Raw genomic sequence first — 21,670 nt, forward strand, 5'->3', positions numbered from 1 at the left:
AGTACGATCTTCAAAGTTAAGATGATGGTATGACAATTTTATATACTCCATAAACCCTTTAAATTAATTAGGTGGTTTATGTCGCACTTCAAGTTTTACTCTGCCCTATTTTATGATGCAGATGCCTTTCAGCGATATTATAGGGATAATACAGCCCCACATACTGTTGAACAAATCAAAGACGATATTTTTTACAGCATCATCGATTTATGTTGTTTGGGGAGTTACAAAGATACCTTAGATAAGATTACAGCAATATTAGGTGAGGTTACAAAGATTCAATTATCCGGGGATATTTCATTGTATGCAACAAACTCAGTAAGACAGGGTTTATGCCATCATTTAGTTAATGAAGGACATTTGAATTGGAAATTATAGAGCAGAAGAATATTAATATATTTAATAGTCCACTCGAGGTTGGATTCAGAGTGTTGATTATATTGGATGCTTTTTACCCGAGATCTTTAGATTTAACTTATTTGACTTGGTTTGATCATTTGGTAATTAACTCTGCAGATTTTGGTGGTGAGAGTAGCCTTCATCCTAAAATACCTTTTAGGGTGGGAGAGATATTGGTCAAAAGAAATTTAATTAAAGATGGGTTGGAACTAATGATGAAATATAGGCTTATCCATATTGTTAATAGTAATAATGGTATTTTGTATCAAGCTACAGATGAATCAAACTTCGTAATAGATTTAATATCAAGTGAGTATGGGATAAACCTGAAAGATAGATCGAATTGGCTATTAAATACCTTTGGAGAAAAAAGCTTTAGTGAGTTGAAATCGGTGATAGAAGATAAACTTGGTAAATGGAATGTTGAATTTCAAAATAGCTATAAAGATGGTGTTTAAAAAATGAAGCAAGTTAGAATAATTTTTTTGGAAATTCATGGTGATAATAAAATTCCTGCTAAGGTGGAGTTTTCAAAAAAATTAAACATTATCTATGGTGCATCTAATACGGGAAAATCATATATTCTTAAAGTCTTGGATTATATGTTTGGTGCGGAAAAGCTAAATAAAAAAATAAAATTTGCAAATGGTTATTCTAAGATTTTAATGGGTTTTTATTTGGATGGTAAAGGTGATTTTATTTTAGAGAGAAATATTAAGGGGGGAGATTTTTTACTGAAAAGCACGATGAATGATGAAGAAAAAAACATTATATTAAAATCTGATAATTCGAGTGTAGATAGTTTTTCATCTTTTATATTGGAGTATTTAGGGTGGGATTTAAAAAAATTAGCTAAAAACGCTAGTGGAGAAACTCAAAGTCTAACATTGAGAAATTTAGCATTTTTATCCTTAGTAGATGAGGTTTATATACAGTCTGAAGTATCACCAATATTAACTACTATTTATACTGAAAATACAGTTAGAAAAAGCTTTTTTAGATTTTTGTTAACATTCAAAGATGATTCTAATATTGTTGCAGTTGTGGATGATAAAACATTCAAGGTGAATAAAGAGGCTACTATAAAGGTTTACCAAGAAATTTTAGAAGATCTTAATTCTAGATTAGAAAATATTGATGATTATAATAATATTGAGGAGCAACTGGAGAGAATTGAAAATTTTATAAAATCATCATTTTTAGATATTGATAGATTGAAAGGTGATGTGAATTTAAAATTGAAAGAAAAGAGGTATTTTGTAAACAAATTAAATGAGTTTCAAGATTTAATAGCACAATCAAATATTCATAAAAATCGGTTTGTCACTCTAGATGATATTTATAATAGCGATATTGAAAGGTTGAAATTTGTTGAGGAAGCTGGTTTTTTAACTTTATTGAATGATCCAGAAAGATGTAAAAAATGTGGTTTTGAAATTCAAGATTCTAATTTTAGTATTTCTAGTAGTATAAAATCATCTGAAGTTGAAATAAAAAAAATTCAGTCTTTAAAGGAAGATTTGTCTTTAACTATTAAAGATGTAGATATTCAATTGAATGAATACAAAAGGGAATTGAAGTATACGGAAGAGCTTATTGTTAATATTGATTTTTCTATTAACACATTGTTGTCTGATTTAAATGTTCAACAAGAGAGTATTAACAGTTTGTTTTTGCAACGTGATTTTTTAAAACAAAGTCTAGATATCTTAGAGCAGAAAAAAAGATACACTAAAAAATTAATAGATGTGGAAGAAACTCGAAAGCCTCAAAAAAATGATAAACCAAATTTAGAATTTTCTCCAAATGATCTTAAATTATTTTCAGATATTGTATCCGACATACTTAAAGAGTGGAAATTTCCAGGTAGCAATGAGGTTGTATTTGATCTGAAAAGTTCAGACCTTGTGATTGATGATCAAGATAGGGTAAGTAATGGTAAAGGTGTTAGAGCTTTAACACATACTGCTTTTAAAGTCGCTACTGTATTATATTGCCATCAAAAAAATATTCCCCACCCTTCCTTTATGGTATTAGACACACCTCTATTGGCTTATAGAGATCCTATTTTACATAAAGCAGGACTTCTTGAAGAAGATGAAATTCAAATACAACATAATTCTGTGAAAGAGGCTTTTTTCAGGCATTTATTAAAAATATCAGATATATGTCAATTTATAATTTTAGAAAATATAGATCCTCCTGACTTTTTATATCAAGAACCTGATGTCAAAATAATTCAATTCAGTGGTAATAGTCAGCAAGGAAGGCCTGGATTTTTTCCAATTAGATAACTTTCTTATGGAAGTTTTATTATATTTGTATTTCCATGACTCTGAGGGATTTAATGATTATTGTTCGAAATCTGCTACAATTGCGCCAATTTTAAGTTATCACTTCACTGGCTTGATACACATTTATAAATGTGTACAAAACTGTGTACATATTGAAGATTTCCCATTATGTTTAAAGATCAATTAGCTAGAGAAGTAGCGGCTCGCAGGACTTTTGCTATTATTTCCCACCCCGATGCCGGTAAAACGACCATGACAGAAAAATTACTGTTATGGGGGCAGGCGATCCAGGTTGCCGGTATGGTAAAAAGCCGTAAGTCTGACCGTGCGGCGACTTCGGACTGGATGGAAATGGAAAAGGAACGTGGTATTTCGATCACGACCTCGGTCATGCAGTTCCCGTTTAAAGACAAGACGATCAACCTGCTCGATACCCCGGGGCATGAAGACTTCTCGGAAGATACCTACCGTACCCTGACTGCTGTGGACTCGGCGCTGATGGTAATTGATGGTGCAAAAGGTGTCGAGGACCGTACCATTAAATTGATGGAAGTGTGTCGTATGCGCGATACACCAATTATCTCTTTCGTCAACAAAATGGACCGTGAAATCCGTGAGCCGCTTGAGCTTCTAGACGAGATCGAAAACGTCCTGAAAATTAAATGTGTGCCAATCACCTGGCCGCTGGGTACTGGTCGTGACTTCGCTGGTGTATACAACCTGATTGAAGAAAAATTCTATGTCTATAAGGCGGGTTTCGGTTCAGTGATTACTGACATCGAAGTACGTGATGGTTATGACCATGCGGATCTGCGTGAAAAAGTAGGTGAGCTGGCATGGGCAGCATTTGAAGAATCTCTTGAACTGGTTCAAATGGCCAATGAGCCATTAGACCGTGAAGAATTCCTGGCAGGTCGCCAAACACCAGTGTTGTTCGGTACGGCATTGGGTAACTTTGGTGTAGACCATGTCCTGAATGCATTTAGTGAATATGCACCGGAGCCGAAAGCACATCCAACACAAAACCGTAAAGTTGAAGCAACTGAAGAAGGTTTTAGTGGTTTCGTCTTCAAGATCCAGGCCAATATGGATCCGAAGCACCGTGACCGTATTGCCTTCATGCGGATCTGTTCAGGTAAGTATGAAAAAGGCCTGAAAATGAAGCATGTGCGTCTGGGTAAAGATGTACGTATTAGTGATGCATTGACCTTCTTGGCGGGTGACCGTCAGCATCTGGAAGAAGCATGGCCAGGCGATATTATTGGCCTGCATAACCACGGTACTATTCAGATTGGTGATACTTTTACTTCAGGTGAAGATCTGCAGTTCACAGGTATTCCACACTTTGCGCCGGAAATGTTCCGTCGTGTACGTCTGAAAGATCCATTGAAATCTAAGCAGTTACAAAAAGGTCTGAAAGAGCTTTCTGAAGAAGGCGCAACCCAGGTCTTCATGCCGCAACATAATAATGACCTGATCGTTGGGGCAGTGGGTGTGCTACAGTTCGAAGTTGTCGCATATCGTCTGAAAGAAGAATACAAAGTAGACTGCGTGTACGAGCCAGTGAGTATTAATACTGTGCGTTGGGTTTCTTGTGATGATGAAAAGAAATTTAATGAATTCAAGAAAAAAGCCCATGACCAGTTGTCTGTTGATGGTGGCGGCCATCTGACTTATCTGGCACCAAGCCGTGTCAATCTGCAACTGATGCAGGAACGTTACCCTGACATCGTGTTCCGTAATACCCGTGAACACTAAGTAATAAAATGATTTAAAAATAAAACAGCTTCTCAGGAAGCTGTTTTATTTTGTGCTACATTCACTTATCTTTTCAAATTTGCTTGGGAATATGAAACTTAGCAATGCAGTCATGCTGAGTTCAGCAATCAGTTTAGGATTATTGCTGGGCGCCTGCGATCAAAAAAAATCAGAACCAGAAACAAAAACTCAGGATACGGTAGTCGAAATTAAGCAAGTAGAAAAGGCAGATGTATTGCCTTATCTGAATATTCAGGAACAGCCGGCCAAGATTGCACTCCCATTTTGTGAAACCAAAAACTGTATCGAACTGGATATTCAGACATTGGATACGGTAGATCCATGGCTGAACCAGTGGATGGAACGTAAACAGGCACTGGTGATTCAGGATCAGATTCGGGATAAAGATCAGCTGCAGGACATGAACTTACAACAGGCCGTCAATGCCTATGTAAAAAAGTCAGATGCCTGGCAGGAACAGATTAAAATCAATAAAGCCTATCAACTATCCATGTATACCCGCATCCCTTATCAGCATAATCAGTATGTGTTAATGCAGATTGGGGTGGATACAGAGCAGGAAAATGTTACGGTGAAGGAACGCTATTATTTTTATGTGGCAGACCGCCGCAGTCAAAAAAATCTGACGGCCTTAGATATTATTGATCCACAAAGACGGGTCACGATGGACAAGATCGTGCAAGATGCTTATGCAAAATGGCTAAAAGAAAATAGTAAAGAAGTCCGACAAACTGCTCCGAAAAAACTGTATTGGGGGCAAGCTGACTGGTTCTTTGATCAGGAGGGGATTGGGCTGCATTATCGTGGTAGGGAAATTGTCAAGGATGCTAAACAACTTGATATTTATCTTAGTCAAGAACAAACACAACAGGTCTTGAAAGCTGAAGTGTATCAGCATATGTTTTAGGATTGATGCCCGAAAACGGGTGGAATGTGATGTAACACAAAAGGGTATTGAATGCCAAAATATAACAAGATATTCGGCCTGTCTCTATTGGCGACAGTGATTCTGTTGACTGCCTGTCAGCCTCGAGAAAAGGAAGCCAAAGAGGTTAATCCACCGGAAGTCACTCAGGCAGAGCCTGAAATCGTCCAGCTCAAGGGTGAAACCGAAAAGCTTAACCTGGATCTCCCGGAATGTGATGGTAAAAGCTGTCCTGAAATCACCATTGAACGTCTGAACAGTAATCAGCGTTTTATTGATGAATTTATTGATCAACAGATTTTAGCCCGGCTGAAGGGTATGCTTGATGTTGATGCGATTACGTCAGCGAAAGTACAAGCTGCCAGTGAGCCAACACCTGCTCAATTCGCAGCTTCAGAGGCAGCTGTAACTCAACCCCAGCTCAGTGCACGTCAGCAGCTGGAAAAGCAGACTATTCCTTATATGCAGACTTTCCTGAATCTGGACAAGGAGCTGAAAGCACTCAGTGCCAATCACAGTATTAGCCTGATGATCAAGCCGAAGATCCTGAATCCTGGAAATCCGCTGGCCACAGTAGTATTAAATAGCACACATTATCTGGGTGGGGCACATGGTTCTACTGCACAGAACTATTATAACTTTGACCTGGACAGTAAAAAGCTGGTCAAACTGGATGATATTGTCCTGCCAAAACAAAAGGCGCAGCTGGAAGCTAAAGCGCATGAAGCCTTTAAAACCTGGGTAATTGATTCAGAGCTGGCAACTGATGTTGCAGAATACGAGCAGGCCTGGAAATTCAAGTTAACGGATAATTTCTTCCTCACCAAACAAGGTCTGGCACTGCAATATGCAGAATATGAAATTGGACCTTATGTGGTCGGCTTGCCGCGTTTAAATATTCCTTATAGTGATTTACAGGGAATCTTAAAACCAGAGTATCTGCCGAAAACTGAACAGGCTGCTTCAGAAGCTCAAGTTGCAAAATGAGCCTAAAACTGTTTGATACGCATACCCACTTCGATGTTCCTGATTTTGAGCATGATCGGGAACAGTTAGCTTATGCCGCTAAAAAGGCAGGAGTGGAAGGGCTAATCCTGATCGGCTTTTTACAGCAGCGTTTTCAGGACCTGATTCAAACCCAGCATTTTTTAAATAATCTTGCCGATGCGCCAAGGAGCTATCTAGCCCCCGGCTTACATCCTTTTTATATCGAGCAACATCAGCAGGATCATTTGCAGGATTTAGAGCAGATCCTGCAAACTGAAGACTGTATTGCCATTGGTGAAATCGGCCTGGATACGTTTCTGAAACAGCATAAGCAAGCAGAAATTTTCCAGAAGCAGAAAGACTTTTTTGCTGCTCAGATTGAACTGGCACAGCAGTATGACAAACCGATTTTACTGCATATTCGTAAATCCCATGCGGAAGTACTCAAAATACTGAAAGAGCATCAATTTCAACAGGGCGGTATTGCGCATGCCTTTGGTGGGGGAATTGAAGAAGCCAAGGCTTTTGTCAAACTGGGTTTCAAGATTGGGGTGACAGGACAAATTACCAATTCCAATGCCCGAAAACTGCATCAGGTGGTACAGCAGATGGGCCCGGAACATCTGGTCCTTGAAACCGATTGTCCAGACATGACGCCCTTATGTTGTCAGCATTCTACTGAACAGCGTACCCGCAATACGCCTGCAAATCTGCCCTATGTGCTGCAAGGACTGGCTAAAAGTTTGTATATGGATCAAGAGGAACTGGCAGAACAGCTCTGGAAAAATACCCATCAGGCTTTGCTTCTGGATATCTAATATAAAATCCTTGCATCAGTTGAAAACTGTATTTCAATGTATGATCCAATGAAAAAAGGCGCATTATGCAATTTCTAAAATGCTTTAGACTTGGCATCATGCATATAAATTATTTTGAGTGAGATTCACATGGCACAAGGACTATTGGCGGGTAAGCGCTTCCTGATCGCAGGTATTGCAAGTAAATTATCAATTGCTTTTGGTATTGCTCAGGCATTACACCGTGAAGGTGCAGAACTTGCTTTTACCTATCCAAATGAAAAGCTGAAAAAACGTGTAGATGATTTTGCTGCACAATTCGGTTCTGAATTGGTATTTCCTTGTGATGTGGCGGTAGATGCAGAAATTGACCATGCATTTGCAGAACTGGCAAAACACTGGGATGGTCTGGATGGAGTCGTGCATTCAATCGGTTTTGCACCTGCACATACCTTAGACGGTGACTTTACTGATGTGACGGATCGTGAAGGTTTCAAGATTGCACATGACATCAGTGCTTATAGCTTTATCGCGATGGCACGTGCTGCAAAGCCACTTTTAGCTGCACGCCAAGGTTGTCTACTCACTCTGACTTATCAAGGTTCTGAGCGCGTGATGCCGAACTACAACGTGATGGGTCTGGCGAAAGCATCACTAGAAGCGGGTGTACGTTACCTGGCATCTAGCTTGGGCGCAGACGGTATCCGCGTTAATGCCATCTCAGCTGGTCCAATCCGTACCCTTGCAGCGTCTGGCATTAAATCTTTCCGTAAAATGCTGGATCTGAATGAAAAAGTGGCTCCGCTTAAACGTAATGTCACCATTGAAGATGTTGGTAATGCTGCATTATTCCTGTGCTCACCATGGGCGAATGGCATTACTGGCGAAATCATGTATGTTGATGCCGGTTATAATACGGTTGGCATGAGCGCAGAGCTGATGCTGGATGCAGAATAAGATTTTTAATACTTATTTCAAGCAAAGAAAACCCCTCAATTGAGGGGTTTTTATTTTTTATACTAATGGACAATGATGTAAATCTGATGACATCAAGTCTAAAAAATAGGATGAAGATAATTTATCTTTTAATACTTTGCCATTAAGATGCTTAAAACAAAAAAATCAGGAAAATAACCATGTTTAAATCACTGTGGATTAGCATCATTTTCGTTATAGGCTTAGGTCTGGGAACTTCGGCTATGGCAGTAGAAGAGCACCAGCATTACAGCATGCATGACTTGGATAAAAATTTGAAAAAATTTAAAGCTGCAGAGGATTCTAAAGAGGCACAAGCAGCATTACAGATCATGCAGCAAACTGTAGAAAGCTACCAGAAACATTTACCATCCAAGCTCCAAAAACTGAAGGCCGAAGATGCACATGTAGTGGCCTATCAGGGATTGCTAAAGGATTTACTAATAGAGATTAAAAAGGCAGAACAGCTGCTTGCTGCTAAGCAGTTACAGGAAGCCCAAAATTTGTCCGTGAAAATGGATGAGATTAAAAAGCAGGGGCATCAAGCCTTTAAATAACTTATAAACAGACCATAAAAAAGACCGCAATTGCGGTCTTTTTGATTCAGGATCAAACGATTAAGCTTGACCTTCAACAGCAGTAGCTTGCGCACGTTGCATGTTGGCTTCGAATTCAGCATCAAAGTTGATTGGTGTAAGCAGTAGCTGTGGGAAGCTACCTTTAGTGACCAGATCATTCACTGCTTCACGAAGGAATGGGAACAGGATGTTCGGACAGTACGCACCAAGAATGTAAGGCAGACGCTCTTCTTCAACGCTATCAATCAGGAAGATACCTGCTTGAGTGACATCAACGATAAACGCTGTATCACCTTCGTTGTTTGCCTGTACTACCACTTTTAAAGCGACTTCAAAGTGAGTTGGATCAATCTTTTCTGCAGAAGAAGACAGGTTGATGTTCAGCTCAGGTTGCCATTGCTTGGTAAAAACTTGTGCCCCAGGTACTTCAAAAGAAATGTCTTTGGTATAAATACGCTCTAATGCCAATTGTGGTTGAGCTTGTTGTTCTTCACTCATTCTTTAATCCTTAATATGAGGTGATAATTAAAGGGCAATTAAGCCAGTAATTCGTCGAGTTTGCCTTCACGCTCTAAAGCATAAAGCTGGTCAAAACCGCCGATGAATTGTTCATTAATAAAAATCTGTGGCACGGTACGGTGATTGGTGCGTTGCATCAAATCAAGACGAACCTGCGGATCTTCTTTAGACAGATTAATTTCTTTATATTCTACGCCCTTACGCTCAAGGAGCTGTTTTGCACGGACACAGTATGGACACACAGTCGTTGAATAGATAATGACTTCAGCCATGAATGAATCTCCTGATCGTAAATTATTTACTTTTCACCAAAGGTAAGCCTTGGGCTTTCCAGTTGCTGATGCCGCCATCAAGACGGTAAGCATCTGCATGACCGACCTGTTGTAGCGCAGTACCTGCAACTTGTCCAAGATTACAAATGAACACCAATGGGCGATCTGCTGTTTTTAACTCTTCGACATGTTTGGTAATTTGGCTGTATGGAATATTACGGCTACCGCTGATATGACCTTCACGGAAATCTTTGGCATCACGCAGGTCAATCAGCATGGCATTTTTTGCCTTAACCAAAATTCCCAGCGATTGCGGAGAAATTTTACGACCGTTACGTTGACCTTCGATAATGAAGAACAAAACCACCAATGCTGCAAGTGCACCAAACAAGAAGGGGTGATTCCCCATAAACTCGAACCAACGTTCCACAATTCACCTAATTACAATTTCAAAATTGCCAAGAGTATAGCTCATAAATATGGTGATCAAAATCACCGCTTCAAGGGCTAAAGCTTAAGAATATCAATTTTTTTGTTGAGCTTCCGTGATTTCATCAATTAATCGCAGATAGCTGTCCAAACGACGCGGCAAAATTTCACCTGAATCTGCTGCCTGACGTAAAGCACATTGCTTTTCATGCTTATGCGTGCAGTTACGGAACTGACAGTGCCCCAGCAGATTTTCAATCTCTGGAAAACCGGTTTGTACCTTGTCTAAAGTCAGATGCCACAGGCCAAATTCACGAATCCCCGGAGAGTCAATCAGGGCAGCGCCATCACCAAAGGAAATCAGACGTGTTGATGTCGTTGTATGCTGACCAAGTGCCGAGTTCTCGGAAATGATATTGGTTTTCTGTGCTGCATCCGGCACGATCGCATTAATCAGCGTACTTTTCCCGACACCGGACTGACCGACAAAAGCGACCGTTTCATTTTCCAGACGGTTAGATAAAGCGCTCAGGTCGCCATCGGATTGGGTCTGCATCACTTCATAACCGAGGTCTTGATATTCTTGCAGCAGTTCCAGAATTGGATCATTTTCCTTGAGCAAGTCTGATTTATTCAGGACTAGTAGTGCGGGAATCTCTGCATCGGCACAAGCCACCAGATAGCGGTCGATCAGGCCTGGTGCTGGCTCAGGCAATGGTGCAAATACAATCACGATCAGGGAAATATTGGCTGCGACCGGTTTAACCTTGTGATAACGGTCAGGTCGGGTCAGCAGCGATTTACGCGGATGAATCGCAGTGATAATTCCCAAGCCAGTATTTGGATCAGCCTGCCATTTGACCCGGTCACCTGTGACCAGCAATTCAAGGTTAGTACGGGTATGACAGCGCCACACACTGCCCATTTCAATTTCTTTCCAGAAGGGTTCAGGTTCACCTTCAGCCACCACCGGTTTTTCAGGATGCAGTTCAGGAACCGAAAGCGCCTGGACTTCTAGCTGTCGACCATAATGCTGCACGACCAGTCCTTCCAGGTCTTGGGAGGTATCCGCCTCTTCCTGACGCGTTTTGTGCTGTTTTTGAATACGACGTTGTTGTTGTTCAGTTAAACGACGTTTACGTATTAAAGCCATTCAAATCCTAAAAAACCATGGGAGCGAGATGGCAAAAATAGCATGAAGCAGGGTGTCAGTTACAGCATCGACGTAATAAATTTGCTACTATAAATGTTTTATAGCCTAATAAGATTGCACATTTATGAGCAGCACCCCGGATAGCCGCCTGATTTGGATCGACCTGGAAATGACAGGTCTGGATACAGACAATGACCAGATTATTGAAGTTGCAACGATTGTAACCGATGACAATTTAAATATTCTTGCCGAAGGTCCTGTCCTTGCAGTTCATCAGTCGGATCGTGTGCTCAATGCCATGGATGAATGGAATACCCGTCAACATGGACAATCGGGTCTGGTGGAGCGTGTGCGTCGCAGCAAACTTACTGCACAAGATGCTGAACAACAAACCATTGAATTCCTGAAAAAATGGGTCAATCCAAAAGTATCACCCATGTGTGGTAATTCGATCTGTCAGGATCGTCGCTTTTTGCACCGTCTGATGCCAGAACTGGAGCAATATTTCCATTACCGTAACCTGGATGTGTCTTCAGTGAAAGAGTTGGCAAAACGCTGGCGCCCGGAAATCATGAGTGGCCTCAAGAAAAATGCCTCACATCTGGCGATGGATGATATTCGTGATTCAATTGCTGAACTGAAATACTATCGTGAATATTTTTTCATTATGAACAAATAATCCGGACATGGAAAAAGAGGCGTAAAGCCTCTTTTTTATTTACTTGAAGGGAGTCTTTTATTATAAAAATTGTCGCTGCTTTCAAACAGTACCCAGGTGAGCAGGACCAAAGCCAGATGGATCTGGGTTTCATGTTGATCAAAGACAATTAAAGCAAATAATCCCAAGCTCAGTAAGCGGATCATGATACTGAGATAATAATTTTTCTGCTTTTTGAAAACTAAGCCATAAAGATAAAGCAGGAACAGAACAACCATGAGTGCATAAAGGGCGTTAAATAGCATGCTGACCTGACTCCTTGTAAGCTGAGAAGGATTAAAATATTCTGGTTATTAGGGTTTTTTCATAAATCATTTTTTAATCATTAAAATGAAATTTTCCTCTTTGTAGGAGATGAGTAGCACTGCTGCGCAAGGAAAAGGTTATATCTAAGAAATATCCCTCCTCCTCTTGCGAAGTAATACTTCTCATTCCAGAGGGAGAAGGAACTTTCAATATCCATTTAAATATGAATATAACGATCATGTTTTGATTTTTGAAAAAGATCTATTGTGATGATTTTAATGGTGAATAAAATTTGATCGATTTTAAGCTTTTTATGGATGGTTAAAGAATAGTTTTTTGACTGATTTTGTGTCTGAATTTTAGTGGCAGTCAACCGGCTGTGAATTTGCTAAAATGCCCCGATGTTTTTCTTGCTATTGATGACCTATGACTGATCTGCTTCAAGATGATGAATATGACCGCCGCTTTGCCGGTGTAGCCAAAATTTATGGCGATGACAGCTTTCATCATTATGAAAACAGTCATGTGATGGTGATCGGGATTGGCGGTGTCGGTTCATGGGCAGTCGAAGCACTGGCACGTACCGGCATCGGTGAACTGACTATTGTTGATATGGATGTAGTGGCGGCATCGAATATCAATCGCCAGTTACCCGCAATGACGACCACCTTAGGCCGTGAAAAGATTGAAATCATGGCTGAACGCTGCCGTGCGATTAACCCACGTATTAAAGTAAACTTGATTGATGACTATCTCACGCCTGAAAATGTCAAAGAAATCCTGGCAGGTAATCCTGACATTATTCTGGACTGTATTGATGATGTAAAAGCTAAATTTGCTTTGATGCTGCATTGTCGTTTCAATAAAATTCCTCTGATTGTCTCGGGTGGAGCAGGCGGTAAACTGGACCCATTAAAAATCCGGGTGGCTGATTTATCCAAAACTGAACAGGACCCGATGCTGGCAAAATTACGTGCACAATTACGTGCAAAAGGTATCTGTAAAAAACCGAAAGAGAAATTCGGCATTACCTGTGTTTATTCAATCGACAATCCCTTCTCCAGTGCCGATGTCTGTCCAAGCGCGGGCTTACGTTGTGGTGGCTATGGTTCAGCGGTAGTAGTGACTTCCAGTTTTGCCATGGTTGCAGTATCAGAAGTGTTGAAAAAGTTGGATATGAAGCGAGCAAAATCCTGATATACAAAATAAAAAAGCACAGTTACTGTGCTTTTTTTGTGCCTGCGTTTAGAATGAAGGCTATATTCATATAACAAAAAACAATATCAGGGAGCAGCTATGTGGTTCTTACTGGTGCTGATTTTGGGAATCGTGGCATTGGGGATCTGGATGTGGAAGCGTCCTGACCCGGTAACACGAGATCAAGCCAGGGCAGTGCAACATGACCTATGGATTGAACAGATTGAGGCCCAGCTCAAGCACGCGGCTCGTCTCAGTACTGAAGGGCAGCAGTCGAGTTATGCGCGTGCCTATCAGATCTATCAGGATCTGGCTCAACAGCAGGAAATCCCTCAGGCCTATGTCGGTATGGGGCTGATGCAACTCAAAGGTTTGGGGCGTCCGCAAAGTACCGAAAATGCGATTAATCTGTTTGAAAATGCATTCCGTCTTGGCAGTGATGAAGCTGCTTACCATCTGGGACAGGTCTTTGAGGATGACCGTTATCAGCATCGAGATCGCGAAAAAGCACTGTATTGGTATCGTCATGCTGTGGCACGCGGTAATCTGGAAGCCCAGTATCGAATTACCGAATTGTCCGAACCCACTCAGGATGCAGCAGAACAGCATCGTCTACAACTGCTGATTCAGAATGCAGATCAGGGACACTCGGGTTCACAGTACCAGTTGGCACAATACTATTTGGCAGAGGGTACCACCCAAGATTTAAGCTTGGGAATCCATTATCTGTTTCTGGCCGCGCAGCAAGATCATCTCGAAGCAACCCAACAGATTGCACAACTGTATGTACGCGGTGAGCTATTACCACAGGATCAGTCAAAAGCCTTACGCTTCATTAAACAAAGCGTTAATTTGGGTGATCAGAATGGTGCGTATGAATATTATGCTGGTGTATTACTAGGTACGATTGATGCTGATCAGCGGCAGCGGATCTTGCAGCATTTGCAACAGCTGTCTTATGAGCATAAAGATGCTCAAGCCAAAACTTTACTTGGTTTAGCCTATTTTCATGGCTGGTTTGTCGATAAGAATGAAACTATGGCCTTTCGCTATTGGAGCGAGGCTGCGAATACTCAGTTTCCTCAAGCTTTGTGCATGATTGCAGCGTTATATTATGAGTCTTATCTGGTCGATGAGCCTGAAAAAGCGTTTAGCCTGTATCAGGCTGCTGCCGGAATTGATCCAGCTTATTTCTATAGCCAGATGGGTCTCGCACTGTGCTATCTGCATGGTATTGGTACAGTTAAAGATACCGCTAAAGCCACGCAAATTATTCAGCAGATCGCGCAGCAGCACTGGAATATTAATACACAATCTGAAGCGGATCTAATTTATATCGTTGGACGCTTCTATAGCCTGCCGGAGTATCCATTGCCCAACCGTGATAAGGCCATTCAATATCTGAATCAGGCCGTAAGCAAAGGTTCGGCTGATGCCGCCTGGTATTTGTATCAGGCACTGTCAGGTCAATATCCGGTATTTACTATTGACGAAGATCAAGCCAAACGCTATTTACATCAAGCGGCTCAGTTCGGTCATGCACAGGCACAAGCACAGCTTGGGGTGATGTATCTTAAAGGTGAAGGCGTAGAGCAGCAGATTGCTTTAGGTCTGAATTATTTAAAGCAGGCTGCTGCCCAGCAAAATGCCATGGCCTTGAATGCACTCGGGGAAGCGATGGAACAGGGCATTAGCGTTGAAGCTAATATGGATCAAGCAATCCAGTTCTATTATAAAGCTGCTGCACAGGTCAATGCTGACGCTTATGGTCATCTGGGACGTGTATACACCAAGGGTATTGGTGTAAATCGTGATGTAACGCTTGCCCGAGCATGGCTAGAGAAGGGAAGTTTGCTAGGACATGCGGCTTCACAGGAGCAGCTCAACAATTTAAATGCCTATCTGCAAATGAAAAATAGACTGATATAAAAAAACCGCTGCCTCGGCAGCGGTTTTTTTATTTGAAGATATTATGGTAATTGCTTGATTGGACTACCACCCAGCGCCTGCAGCAAAGTGACATAAGCGTTGTATTGATTTTGACGCGTTTGTACCAGACTGAGGCGCGCATTACGTGTGGTTTCCTGCGCATCAAGTAAGTTCTTCAAGGCAACTGCACCATTATGATAACGTACTTCAGTCAAACGTTCTGTTTTCTCTGCCAGCTCGACATTGCGACGCTGTAGCTCGACCTGTTTCGTCAGCTCAGTACGATTTGACAGGGCATTTTCTACATCGGCAAAAGCTTCATAAATGGTTTGGCGATATTGCAGAATTGCTTTTTCATATTCCAGTTCATTCACTTGTAGATCACGCTTCATGTCATTCCATTGCAGGAAGGGCAAGGTGAGACCTGCGCCCAATGTTGCAACCGGATTTTTTAGCGCATCTGACAAAGACGTGCTGGTACCAATACCCGTACTTAAGCTACCGGTCAGACTAATTGATGGATAATAGCTGGCCTTGTTAGCATCTTTATTGGCGAGCGCTTTACGTAAACGCAATTCAGCAGCATTTAAGTCTGGACGACGTGACAGCAGACTTGCAGGCAAACCCGCTTCAATCGCAGGCAAGGCAATATTCGGCAGACGTTGTGGTTCCTGAATAGAAAGCTGCTGCACCGGCATATTCATAAGGACTGCGAGTGCGGTACGTGTTTCAACGCGTTGTTGCTCGATCTCACTTAAAGTAGCTTGCTGGCTCTGGATTGCCTGTTCGGCCTGGGTCAGGTCTAGGCCAGAAACGGCACCAGCACGATACTGTACCCGTACCAGGTCATAAGTCTTCTGTGCCGTTGCCAGGTTCTGCTGTACGACACTATAGCGCTCATTTAAATAAGCCAATTGCCAGTAAAGCTGTGCAGTCGTTCCAATCAGGCTTTGCGCCGTTGCCTGCAAGTCTTGTTCAGTAGCACGAGCTTCCCAACGGGCTGCTTCAGTCTGATTGGCAAGCTTGCCAAATAGATCCAGCTCATAACTAAGACCAGGATAACCTAGTGAAATCCCAGTAGAACGGTCCCCGTCACCATCCAGACTAAACTGACGACCAGTTGAAACACGTGCATCACCAATGCGTACACCTTGCTGGCTTTGCGTTTGTCTGGCCTGAATACGTGCCTGTTGCAGGTTAATCCCGGCTACTGCAAGGTTGCTATTGCGTGATAATACATCCTCGACAAGCGTATTCAGTTGAGGATCTTTAAATAAGGTCCACCACTGATCAGCCAGGACATCATCATAAATCTGCTTACTTAGCACAGTATTATTCTGAAAACTGCCAGGCACAGCTATGCTTGGCTGTTCGTAAGGTGTTTTTACCACAGCTGCGCACCCCACCAGTGAACTCCCGAGGAGCAGGGCACTGGCAAGTTTGGTTAAATTCATTTGCATATCAGATTCCTTATTCTCGAGAGAGGGCATCGACAGGATTCAGTCGTGCTGCATTACGCGCCGGGATAAAGCCGAACACAATACCGATCAGGCTGGAGCAGACAAAGGCTGCTACAATTGAAGTGGTCGAATATGCCATCTGGAAAGTACCTCCAGCAAAATGGGTAATGAGTTGACCAATCCCGAGGGATAGCAGCACACCCAAAATGCCGCCCAGAATACACACCAGTACCGCTTCAATCAGGAACTGTTGCAGGATGTCACTTTGACGGGCACCGACTGCCATACGTACACCAATTTCCTGGGTACGTTCTGTTACCGACACCAGCATGATGTTCATCACGCCAATACCACCGACGACCAGAGAAATGACTGCAATTGCAGAAATCAGCAAGGTCATGGTTTGGGTTGTCTGCTGAATGGTTTCACGAATACTGTCCGCATTCTGGGTGAATACATCCTGCGCACCGTGGCGCTGTACCAGTAAGTTCAGGATCGCATTTTCAGCCGCGGCACTTGGGTACTCATCTTTAATACGTACAATGATCTGACGCACATTTGACTGTCCCAGCATACGGCTCATGACAGTTGAATAAGGCAGGTATACATTTAGCGTATCATTGTTGCCCATCATGCCTTTTTGCGCATCAATGACCCCAATTACTCGGGTTGGTACACTACCCAGCAGAATCACTTGTCCAACCGGATTGGTGCCATCTTTGAAGAAAGTGTTTTGGGTATTGGTATCGATGACCACATCTTGGGCCTGTTCCGTAACACTTTCCTTATCAAAAGGCTGACCGGACTTAAAAGCCATACCTCTGACATAGAAGAAGTCTTCACTGACGCCGTTGACGGTGGTTGAAGCTTCAATTTCTTTATACCGTCCAGTGACACTGCTGTTGACCGATGGACTGACACCATCAACATAGGGCTGTTCTGCCAGAGCATCCGCATCGGCAGGAATTAGGGTTTTGGCTTGGGAGGACCGTGAATTATCCCCGAAGCCACGGCCCTGGAATACAGTAATAGTATTGGTCCCGAGACTGCTAATATTTTCCAGAATCTGCTTTTGCGAGCCGTTACCCAGCGCAACCACGGAAACCACGGAGGCAATCCCGATAATAATCCCAAGCATGGTCAGAAAGGTTCGCATGCGGTGGGCATTCATGGCCAGTAGCGCCATACGGAATGCTTCACCGAGGCGATCTACTGCTGAACGCCAGCTGGAGATTTTCTTCTGTTCACTGCGTTCTAGCGTTTGCTTTGTAAAACCATCATCGACTTCAGGTACATTCTGCTGGTCAGAAATAATATTACCGTCTGAAATCTCAATAATACGGGTCGCATTCTTGGCCACATTATGATCATGTGTGACCAGAATAATGGTATGACCTTTGGCATTCAACTCGCGCAGAATGCGCATTACTTCAATACCGCTATTCTTATCCAATGCCCCTGTCGGTTCATCGGCAAGAATAACGTCACCACCATTCATTAAGGCCCGAGCAATTGAAACACGCTGCTGCTGACCACCAGACAACTGACTTGGACGGTTTTCGGTTTTTTCACCTAGCCCCAAATCTGTCAGCAATTTGACAGCACGCTCATGACGTTCAGTTGAGTCCGCCCCCGCGTAAATGGCAGGCACTTCAACGTTGCCTGCAGCATTCAAGTCACCAAGAAGATGATAGCGCTGGAAAATAAAGCCGAAATATTCACGGCGTAACTGGGCCAGCTCGTCCGCTTCCAGTTCGCGGGTTTCACGCCCTTTGACTTTATAGCTGCCAGCAGTGGGTTTATCCAGACAACCCAAAATGTTCATTAAGGTTGATTTACCTGAACCGGACTGACCAACAATGGCAACCAGCTCGCCGGGATAGATTTCGAGGTTAACACCCTTGAGAATCTGAACCGTACTTTCACCCGCTGGGAATTCACGAATCAGATTCTTGACCTCTAACAGAGGCTGTTGTTGTTGATTCATGCTTACATTCTCATTGGGCCGGCGCCACTACGACCACCACCGCTTCGTTTAGCACTGTCATTTGAAGTGTCTGAACCATCGGCAATAACCACTTGATCACCACGTTTCAAGCCTTTAATCACTTGCGCTGTCACACGGTTATTCAGACCAATCAGCACTGGTGTCGGTTTTGCAGTACCGTCCGCTTGTAATACGCGAACCATGGCACGTTGAGCTTTCCCTTGTTCAATCAGAGCACGTTCTGCATCAGAAAGTTCCAGACGACGGGCAGGGCGTTCACCTTTTGCATTGTCAGCACGGCTTTCATCACGAGCAGCAGACTCTTCACCGCTTGGACGACCCTCACTACGTGTTTCTTGAGCACCTTCACCACGATTTGGACGTTGTGGGCGGTTAGAGGTTTGAATCGCAGCAGCTGGAATGGTCAATACATTTCGTGCTTCATCCAGCACAATATAGACTTGCGCCGTCATATCAATACGCAGTTTGCCATCTTCATTCGGTACATCGAACAAGGCGTTGTAATACACTGCAGAACTAGAAGATGAACTTGAAGTATTGGTATCGGTATTAATTGAATTTGGTGCTGGTTCTACCTGACGTAGTTTCGCGTAGATTTTCTTTTCACTGTTGCCTAGGGTGGTGAAATAAACCGTTTGACCTTCTTCAACTTTCATGACATCTGCTTCAGAAATTTCGGCTTTGATGGTCATGGTGTCAAGTTTTGCCAGCTTCACAATGGTCGGTGCACTCTGGTTTGCGTTTACGGTCTGGCCTTCTTCGGTCACAATCGCCACAATGGTACCGTCCATCGGTGCCACGATTTGGGTATAGCCCAGATCTTCTTTTGCAGTGGCTAAAGTTAAACGTGACTGTTCAATCTGAGCATTAATTGCAGTAATCTCCGCTTGTGCTGTCTTATAACTTGCCAAGGCTGATTCCAGCTCTGAACGGGAAGTCGCATCCTGTGCATACATAGCTTTCTGACGGTTATATTCTGCTTCAACTTTGGCCAGATTTGCTTGTCGCACTGCCAATTGAGCCATCTGGTTTTTAATACTGGCTTCAGCAGTTTTTAAATCATTTTCCTGACGTACAGAATCAATTTGAGCAATCAACTGACCCTGTTTAACCTGATCGCCCAGTTGCACATACATTCTTTTCACCTGACCAGAAACCTGCGCACCGACGCTAACCATCTTGGTAGCTTCCAGTACACCTGTTGCCAGTACCGAGTTTTCAATATCTCCCTGAGTCACCTCAGCAGTAATGTATTGTGTTGGCTGTTCTTCAGGTTTGAGGAAATACCACCCGGTGGCTATAAGTGCAATGGCAATGACTACTGCCATGATCAGTTTGGACGGTTTTATTTTTGGCATAGTGAACAGATTTAAGTCAGAGATATGTGAGTGATTATAAAAGCGAATTAAGGATAAATCGTGAATTTTTTAACAAATAAGAATGATTATTATTTTATTTATCTGATGATTAAGCTCTTAATGAAATAAAGTTTTGCCACACATGCTGGCAATGGCTTGCTGCACCAAATGTTCAGGGTTTTCATGCCCCAACCCTTTGATAGAAGCATCAATTCTTAATAACAGGGCCGGCCAAGCTAAAAAGGTTTGTGGGCTAAGTCGACGTAAAGCCTGTTGATATAGGCTAACTTTGGTTTTCCAGATACCGATCTGTAGCGCATTTTGTGGCTGTTCAAACAGCTGCATTAACAAACGCATTTCCTTGCTGATACTCCACAGAATTAAGCTCAATGGCTCACCAGAAGCAATCAGATACTGAAAAATTTTAATCGATTGTGCCAGATTGCCATTTAGCAAGGCATCACTCAGGTCATAGGTACTATAACGTGATTGATCTTGCAGGCAGGCATACAGATGATCCACCTGGATTACATCGATCTCAGCAAAGGTATCACTAACACGCATCAGACTATTTTTGGCTGCCAGCAGGTTATGCTCATGGTGTTGTTCCAACCATACCCAGGCATCATTGGCAAGTTTAATGCCGAGCTTTTCTGCCTCAACTGACAAAATTTGCTGACGGTCGCGCGGATAATTGGCTGTCAGAGAGACATTGACGCCATTGGCATCCATGACCTGGAAAAAGCTGGATTTCAGGCTGCTACTATCCTGTTTAGGCATGATGATCAGCAATAAATTGTCACTGTCCTGCTGCAAATAGCTTTTTAATAGCTTGATGCCACTAGCGTCCGGCTTGATGTTGCCATGTACTTCAACCGCTAATTGAGTCGAAAACAGAGACAAACTATTTAATGCATTAAAGACATTTTTCCAGTCACTGACCGAACTGACATCATAGCGCTGACGTTCAACTTCCCGCTGTTGCCAGCTGGTACGAAAAGCATCCATCAAGTTCTGCTCAAGCAGAGGTTCCTGACCATGTAACACCCAGGCACCGCGAGCATCGGAGACACGTTTTAATGCCTGAAGGTAATCAAGTTTCATGGTTCAGTCTTATTGTGCCGGTTGAGTAGGAGTTTCAGGTTTTGCCAAAGGTAGACGGTTCGACGAAATCTGACGCGCAATCTGTTGTGCTACATCATCAATGAGAACCTGTTTCAGGAAAACCTGTTCCTGGTCATCAGTATTTACTGTCTCGATATCATATTGATAGGTGCGGGTCGCGACGATCGTACGCGGTTCAGTCACAGGATTACCTTGTGCATCTTCAATACGGAAGGTCACATTGAGACGTAATAATGTTTCTACCAGTTTACCGTTTAATTCCAAACGACGCGGAGTATAATCCAGTACACGCAATACATAGGCATTTGGTGAATTTGACAATTGTACGCCAGCCGCACCCAGATAAATTGCTAGTTTTTCCTGAAGTTCCTCGGTATTGGCAGGTAAAGCCAGACTCATTACTGAATAAGCCACAGGTACCGAGCTTGGATTATTACCTTTAAGATGGAAGCCACAGCCGACTAGGCCTGCACTCAGGCCACAAGTTAAAACAATTACTGCTAAACGTTTGCCCAAATGCAT

General features: G+C 42.7%; 22 protein-coding genes. 12 read left to right on the top strand and 10 right to left on the bottom strand.

Annotation, left to right across the window (positions count from 1 at the left end; translation table 11 throughout):
- Positions 1-78: 78 nt before the first annotated feature.
- The 9 genes from ACS72_RS04865 (at position 79) to ACS72_RS04905 (ending at position 8,713) form a co-directional block, all read left to right on the top strand.
- The gene (locus tag ACS72_RS04865; RefSeq protein ID WP_048881408.1) at positions 79-378 is read left to right on the top strand and encodes an ABC-three component system protein; all 300 of its coding nucleotides are present in this window, start codon (positions 79-81) and stop codon (positions 376-378) included.
- The gene (locus ACS72_RS04870; protein WP_048881409.1) at positions 366-857 is read left to right on the top strand and encodes an ABC-three component system middle component 2; all 492 of its coding nucleotides are present in this window, start codon (positions 366-368) and stop codon (positions 855-857) included. The genes ACS72_RS04865 and ACS72_RS04870 overlap by 13 nt, the downstream gene beginning before the upstream one ends.
- A 3-nt stretch (positions 858-860) precedes the next feature.
- Entirely contained in the window at positions 861-2,693 is a 1,833-nt protein-coding gene (locus ACS72_RS04875; protein WP_048881410.1) for a hypothetical protein, read from the top strand.
- A gap of 165 nt (positions 2,694-2,858) precedes the next feature.
- Complete coding sequence (locus ACS72_RS04880; protein WP_171249843.1) at positions 2,859-4,451, top strand: peptide chain release factor 3; 1,593 nt, start codon at positions 2,859-2,861, stop codon at positions 4,449-4,451.
- 91 nt (positions 4,452-4,542) lie between these two features.
- Positions 4,543-5,379, top strand: a complete 837-nt coding sequence (locus ACS72_RS04885) for a hypothetical protein (RefSeq protein WP_048881412.1) — start codon at positions 4,543-4,545, stop codon at positions 5,377-5,379.
- A 51-nt stretch (positions 5,380-5,430) separates the two neighbouring features.
- Positions 5,431-6,384, top strand: coding sequence for an RsiV family protein (locus ACS72_RS04890; RefSeq protein ID WP_048881413.1), 954 nt, complete (start codon positions 5,431-5,433; stop codon positions 6,382-6,384).
- On the top strand, positions 6,381-7,202 hold the full coding sequence (locus tag ACS72_RS04895; protein ID WP_048881414.1) for a TatD family hydrolase: 822 nt from the start codon (positions 6,381-6,383) through the stop codon (positions 7,200-7,202). The genes ACS72_RS04890 and ACS72_RS04895 overlap by 4 nt, the downstream gene beginning before the upstream one ends.
- A gap of 129 nt (positions 7,203-7,331) precedes the next feature.
- Complete coding sequence (locus ACS72_RS04900) at positions 7,332-8,138, top strand: enoyl-ACP reductase (RefSeq protein ID WP_004890043.1); 807 nt, start codon at positions 7,332-7,334, stop codon at positions 8,136-8,138.
- A 179-nt stretch (positions 8,139-8,317) separates the two neighbouring features.
- Entirely contained in the window at positions 8,318-8,713 is a 396-nt protein-coding gene (locus tag ACS72_RS04905; protein ID WP_008301992.1) for a cytochrome b562, read from the top strand.
- A 60-nt stretch (positions 8,714-8,773) separates the two neighbouring features.
- Here the strand turns inward: ACS72_RS04905 and secB are convergent, their stop codons facing one another.
- The 4 genes from secB to rsgA all read right to left on the bottom strand — a co-directional run bounded on the left by secB (position 8,774) and on the right by rsgA (position 11,107).
- A complete protein-coding gene (gene secB, locus ACS72_RS04910; protein ID WP_004813149.1) occupies positions 8,774-9,232 on the bottom strand; it encodes a protein-export chaperone SecB in 459 nt (152 codons plus the stop codon).
- 38 nt (positions 9,233-9,270) lie between these two features.
- Positions 9,271-9,525 carry a glutaredoxin 3 gene (grxC, locus tag ACS72_RS04915; protein WP_004813145.1) on the bottom strand — a complete coding sequence of 85 codons (255 nt, stop codon included), beginning with the start codon at positions 9,523-9,525 and terminating at the stop codon, positions 9,271-9,273.
- 22 nt (positions 9,526-9,547) lie between these two features.
- A complete protein-coding gene (locus ACS72_RS04920; protein WP_004813143.1) occupies positions 9,548-9,955 on the bottom strand; it encodes a rhodanese-like domain-containing protein in 408 nt (135 codons plus the stop codon).
- A gap of 93 nt (positions 9,956-10,048) precedes the next feature.
- On the bottom strand, positions 10,049-11,107 hold the full coding sequence (gene rsgA / locus ACS72_RS04925) for a small ribosomal subunit biogenesis GTPase RsgA (RefSeq protein ID WP_048881415.1): 1,059 nt from the start codon (positions 11,105-11,107) through the stop codon (positions 10,049-10,051).
- 124 nt (positions 11,108-11,231) lie between these two features.
- Here rsgA and orn point away from each other — a divergent pair, with 124 nt between their 5' ends.
- Positions 11,232-11,786: an oligoribonuclease gene (orn, locus tag ACS72_RS04930; RefSeq protein WP_004813140.1), complete on the top strand. Its 555-nt coding sequence runs from the start codon at positions 11,232-11,234 to the stop codon at positions 11,784-11,786.
- A gap of 35 nt (positions 11,787-11,821) precedes the next feature.
- Here orn and ACS72_RS04935 read toward each other — a convergent pair whose 3' ends face one another.
- Complete coding sequence (locus ACS72_RS04935; RefSeq protein ID WP_048881416.1) at positions 11,822-12,070, bottom strand: hypothetical protein; 249 nt, start codon at positions 12,068-12,070, stop codon at positions 11,822-11,824.
- A gap of 427 nt (positions 12,071-12,497) precedes the next feature.
- Here ACS72_RS04935 and ACS72_RS04940 point away from each other — a divergent pair, with 427 nt between their 5' ends.
- Positions 12,498-13,268 carry a ThiF family adenylyltransferase gene (locus ACS72_RS04940; protein WP_048881417.1) on the top strand — a complete coding sequence of 257 codons (771 nt, stop codon included), beginning with the start codon at positions 12,498-12,500 and terminating at the stop codon, positions 13,266-13,268.
- 99 nt (positions 13,269-13,367) lie between these two features.
- A complete protein-coding gene (locus ACS72_RS04945) occupies positions 13,368-15,197 on the top strand; it encodes a tetratricopeptide repeat protein (protein WP_048881418.1) in 1,830 nt (609 codons plus the stop codon).
- Positions 15,198-15,238: 41 nt separating this feature from the next.
- On the opposite strand, the gene ACS72_RS04950 is transcribed toward ACS72_RS04945, so the two are convergent.
- From ACS72_RS04950 to lptE, 5 genes are all read right to left on the bottom strand, one after another.
- Positions 15,239-16,657, bottom strand: coding sequence for an efflux transporter outer membrane subunit (locus tag ACS72_RS04950; RefSeq protein WP_048881419.1), 1,419 nt, complete (start codon positions 16,655-16,657; stop codon positions 15,239-15,241).
- 10 nt (positions 16,658-16,667) lie between these two features.
- Positions 16,668-18,644: a MacB family efflux pump subunit gene (locus tag ACS72_RS04955; RefSeq protein WP_048881420.1), complete on the bottom strand. Its 1,977-nt coding sequence runs from the start codon at positions 18,642-18,644 to the stop codon at positions 16,668-16,670.
- A gap of 2 nt (positions 18,645-18,646) precedes the next feature.
- Entirely contained in the window at positions 18,647-20,023 is a 1,377-nt protein-coding gene (locus tag ACS72_RS04960; RefSeq protein ID WP_048881421.1) for a MacA family efflux pump subunit, read from the bottom strand.
- Between the two features lie 117 nt (positions 20,024-20,140).
- Positions 20,141-21,127 carry a DNA polymerase III subunit delta gene (gene holA / locus ACS72_RS04965; RefSeq protein ID WP_048881422.1) on the bottom strand — a complete coding sequence of 329 codons (987 nt, stop codon included), beginning with the start codon at positions 21,125-21,127 and terminating at the stop codon, positions 20,141-20,143.
- A 9-nt stretch (positions 21,128-21,136) separates the two neighbouring features.
- Positions 21,137-21,670, bottom strand: coding sequence for an LPS assembly lipoprotein LptE (gene lptE / locus ACS72_RS04970; RefSeq protein WP_004813132.1), 534 nt, complete (start codon positions 21,668-21,670; stop codon positions 21,137-21,139).

The sequence above is a fragment of the Acinetobacter sp. VT 511 genome (assembly GCF_001077515.1).
Classification (GTDB): domain Bacteria; phylum Pseudomonadota; class Gammaproteobacteria; order Pseudomonadales; family Moraxellaceae; genus Acinetobacter; species Acinetobacter schindleri.

Bases quoted from the DNA above. Each gene is read 5' to 3' on its own strand.
- ACS72_RS04865 (WP_048881408.1), top strand. From the start codon at position 79: ATGTCGCACTTCAAGTTTTACTCTGCCCTATTTTATGATGCAGATGCC.
- ACS72_RS04875 (WP_048881410.1), top strand. From the start codon at position 861: ATGAAGCAAGTTAGAATAATTTTTTTGGAAATTCATGGTGATAATAAA.
- ACS72_RS04885 (WP_048881412.1), top strand. From the start codon at position 4,543: ATGAAACTTAGCAATGCAGTCATGCTGAGTTCAGCAATCAGTTTAGGA.
- ACS72_RS04890 (WP_048881413.1), top strand. From the start codon at position 5,431: ATGCCAAAATATAACAAGATATTCGGCCTGTCTCTATTGGCGACAGTG.
- ACS72_RS04895 (WP_048881414.1), top strand. From the start codon at position 6,381: ATGAGCCTAAAACTGTTTGATACGCATACCCACTTCGATGTTCCTGAT.
- ACS72_RS04900 (WP_004890043.1), top strand. From the start codon at position 7,332: ATGGCACAAGGACTATTGGCGGGTAAGCGCTTCCTGATCGCAGGTATT.
- ACS72_RS04905 (WP_008301992.1), top strand. From the start codon at position 8,318: ATGTTTAAATCACTGTGGATTAGCATCATTTTCGTTATAGGCTTAGGT.
- secB (WP_004813149.1), bottom strand. From the start codon at position 9,232: ATGAGTGAAGAACAACAAGCTCAACCACAATTGGCATTAGAGCGTATT.
- grxC (WP_004813145.1), bottom strand. From the start codon at position 9,525: ATGGCTGAAGTCATTATCTATTCAACGACTGTGTGTCCATACTGTGTC.
- rsgA (WP_048881415.1), bottom strand. From the start codon at position 11,107: ATGGCTTTAATACGTAAACGTCGTTTAACTGAACAACAACAACGTCGT.
- orn (WP_004813140.1), top strand. From the start codon at position 11,232: ATGAGCAGCACCCCGGATAGCCGCCTGATTTGGATCGACCTGGAAATG.
- ACS72_RS04935 (WP_048881416.1), bottom strand. From the start codon at position 12,070: ATGCTATTTAACGCCCTTTATGCACTCATGGTTGTTCTGTTCCTGCTT.
- ACS72_RS04940 (WP_048881417.1), top strand. From the start codon at position 12,498: ATGACTGATCTGCTTCAAGATGATGAATATGACCGCCGCTTTGCCGGT.
- ACS72_RS04945 (WP_048881418.1), top strand. From the start codon at position 13,368: ATGTGGTTCTTACTGGTGCTGATTTTGGGAATCGTGGCATTGGGGATC.
- ACS72_RS04950 (WP_048881419.1), bottom strand. From the start codon at position 16,657: ATGCAAATGAATTTAACCAAACTTGCCAGTGCCCTGCTCCTCGGGAGT.
- ACS72_RS04955 (WP_048881420.1), bottom strand. From the start codon at position 18,644: ATGAATCAACAACAACAGCCTCTGTTAGAGGTCAAGAATCTGATTCGT.
- ACS72_RS04960 (WP_048881421.1), bottom strand. From the start codon at position 20,023: ATGCCAAAAATAAAACCGTCCAAACTGATCATGGCAGTAGTCATTGCC.
- holA (WP_048881422.1), bottom strand. From the start codon at position 21,127: ATGAAACTTGATTACCTTCAGGCATTAAAACGTGTCTCCGATGCTCGC.
- lptE (WP_004813132.1), bottom strand. From the start codon at position 21,670: ATGCATTTGGGCAAACGTTTAGCAGTAATTGTTTTAACTTGTGGCCTG.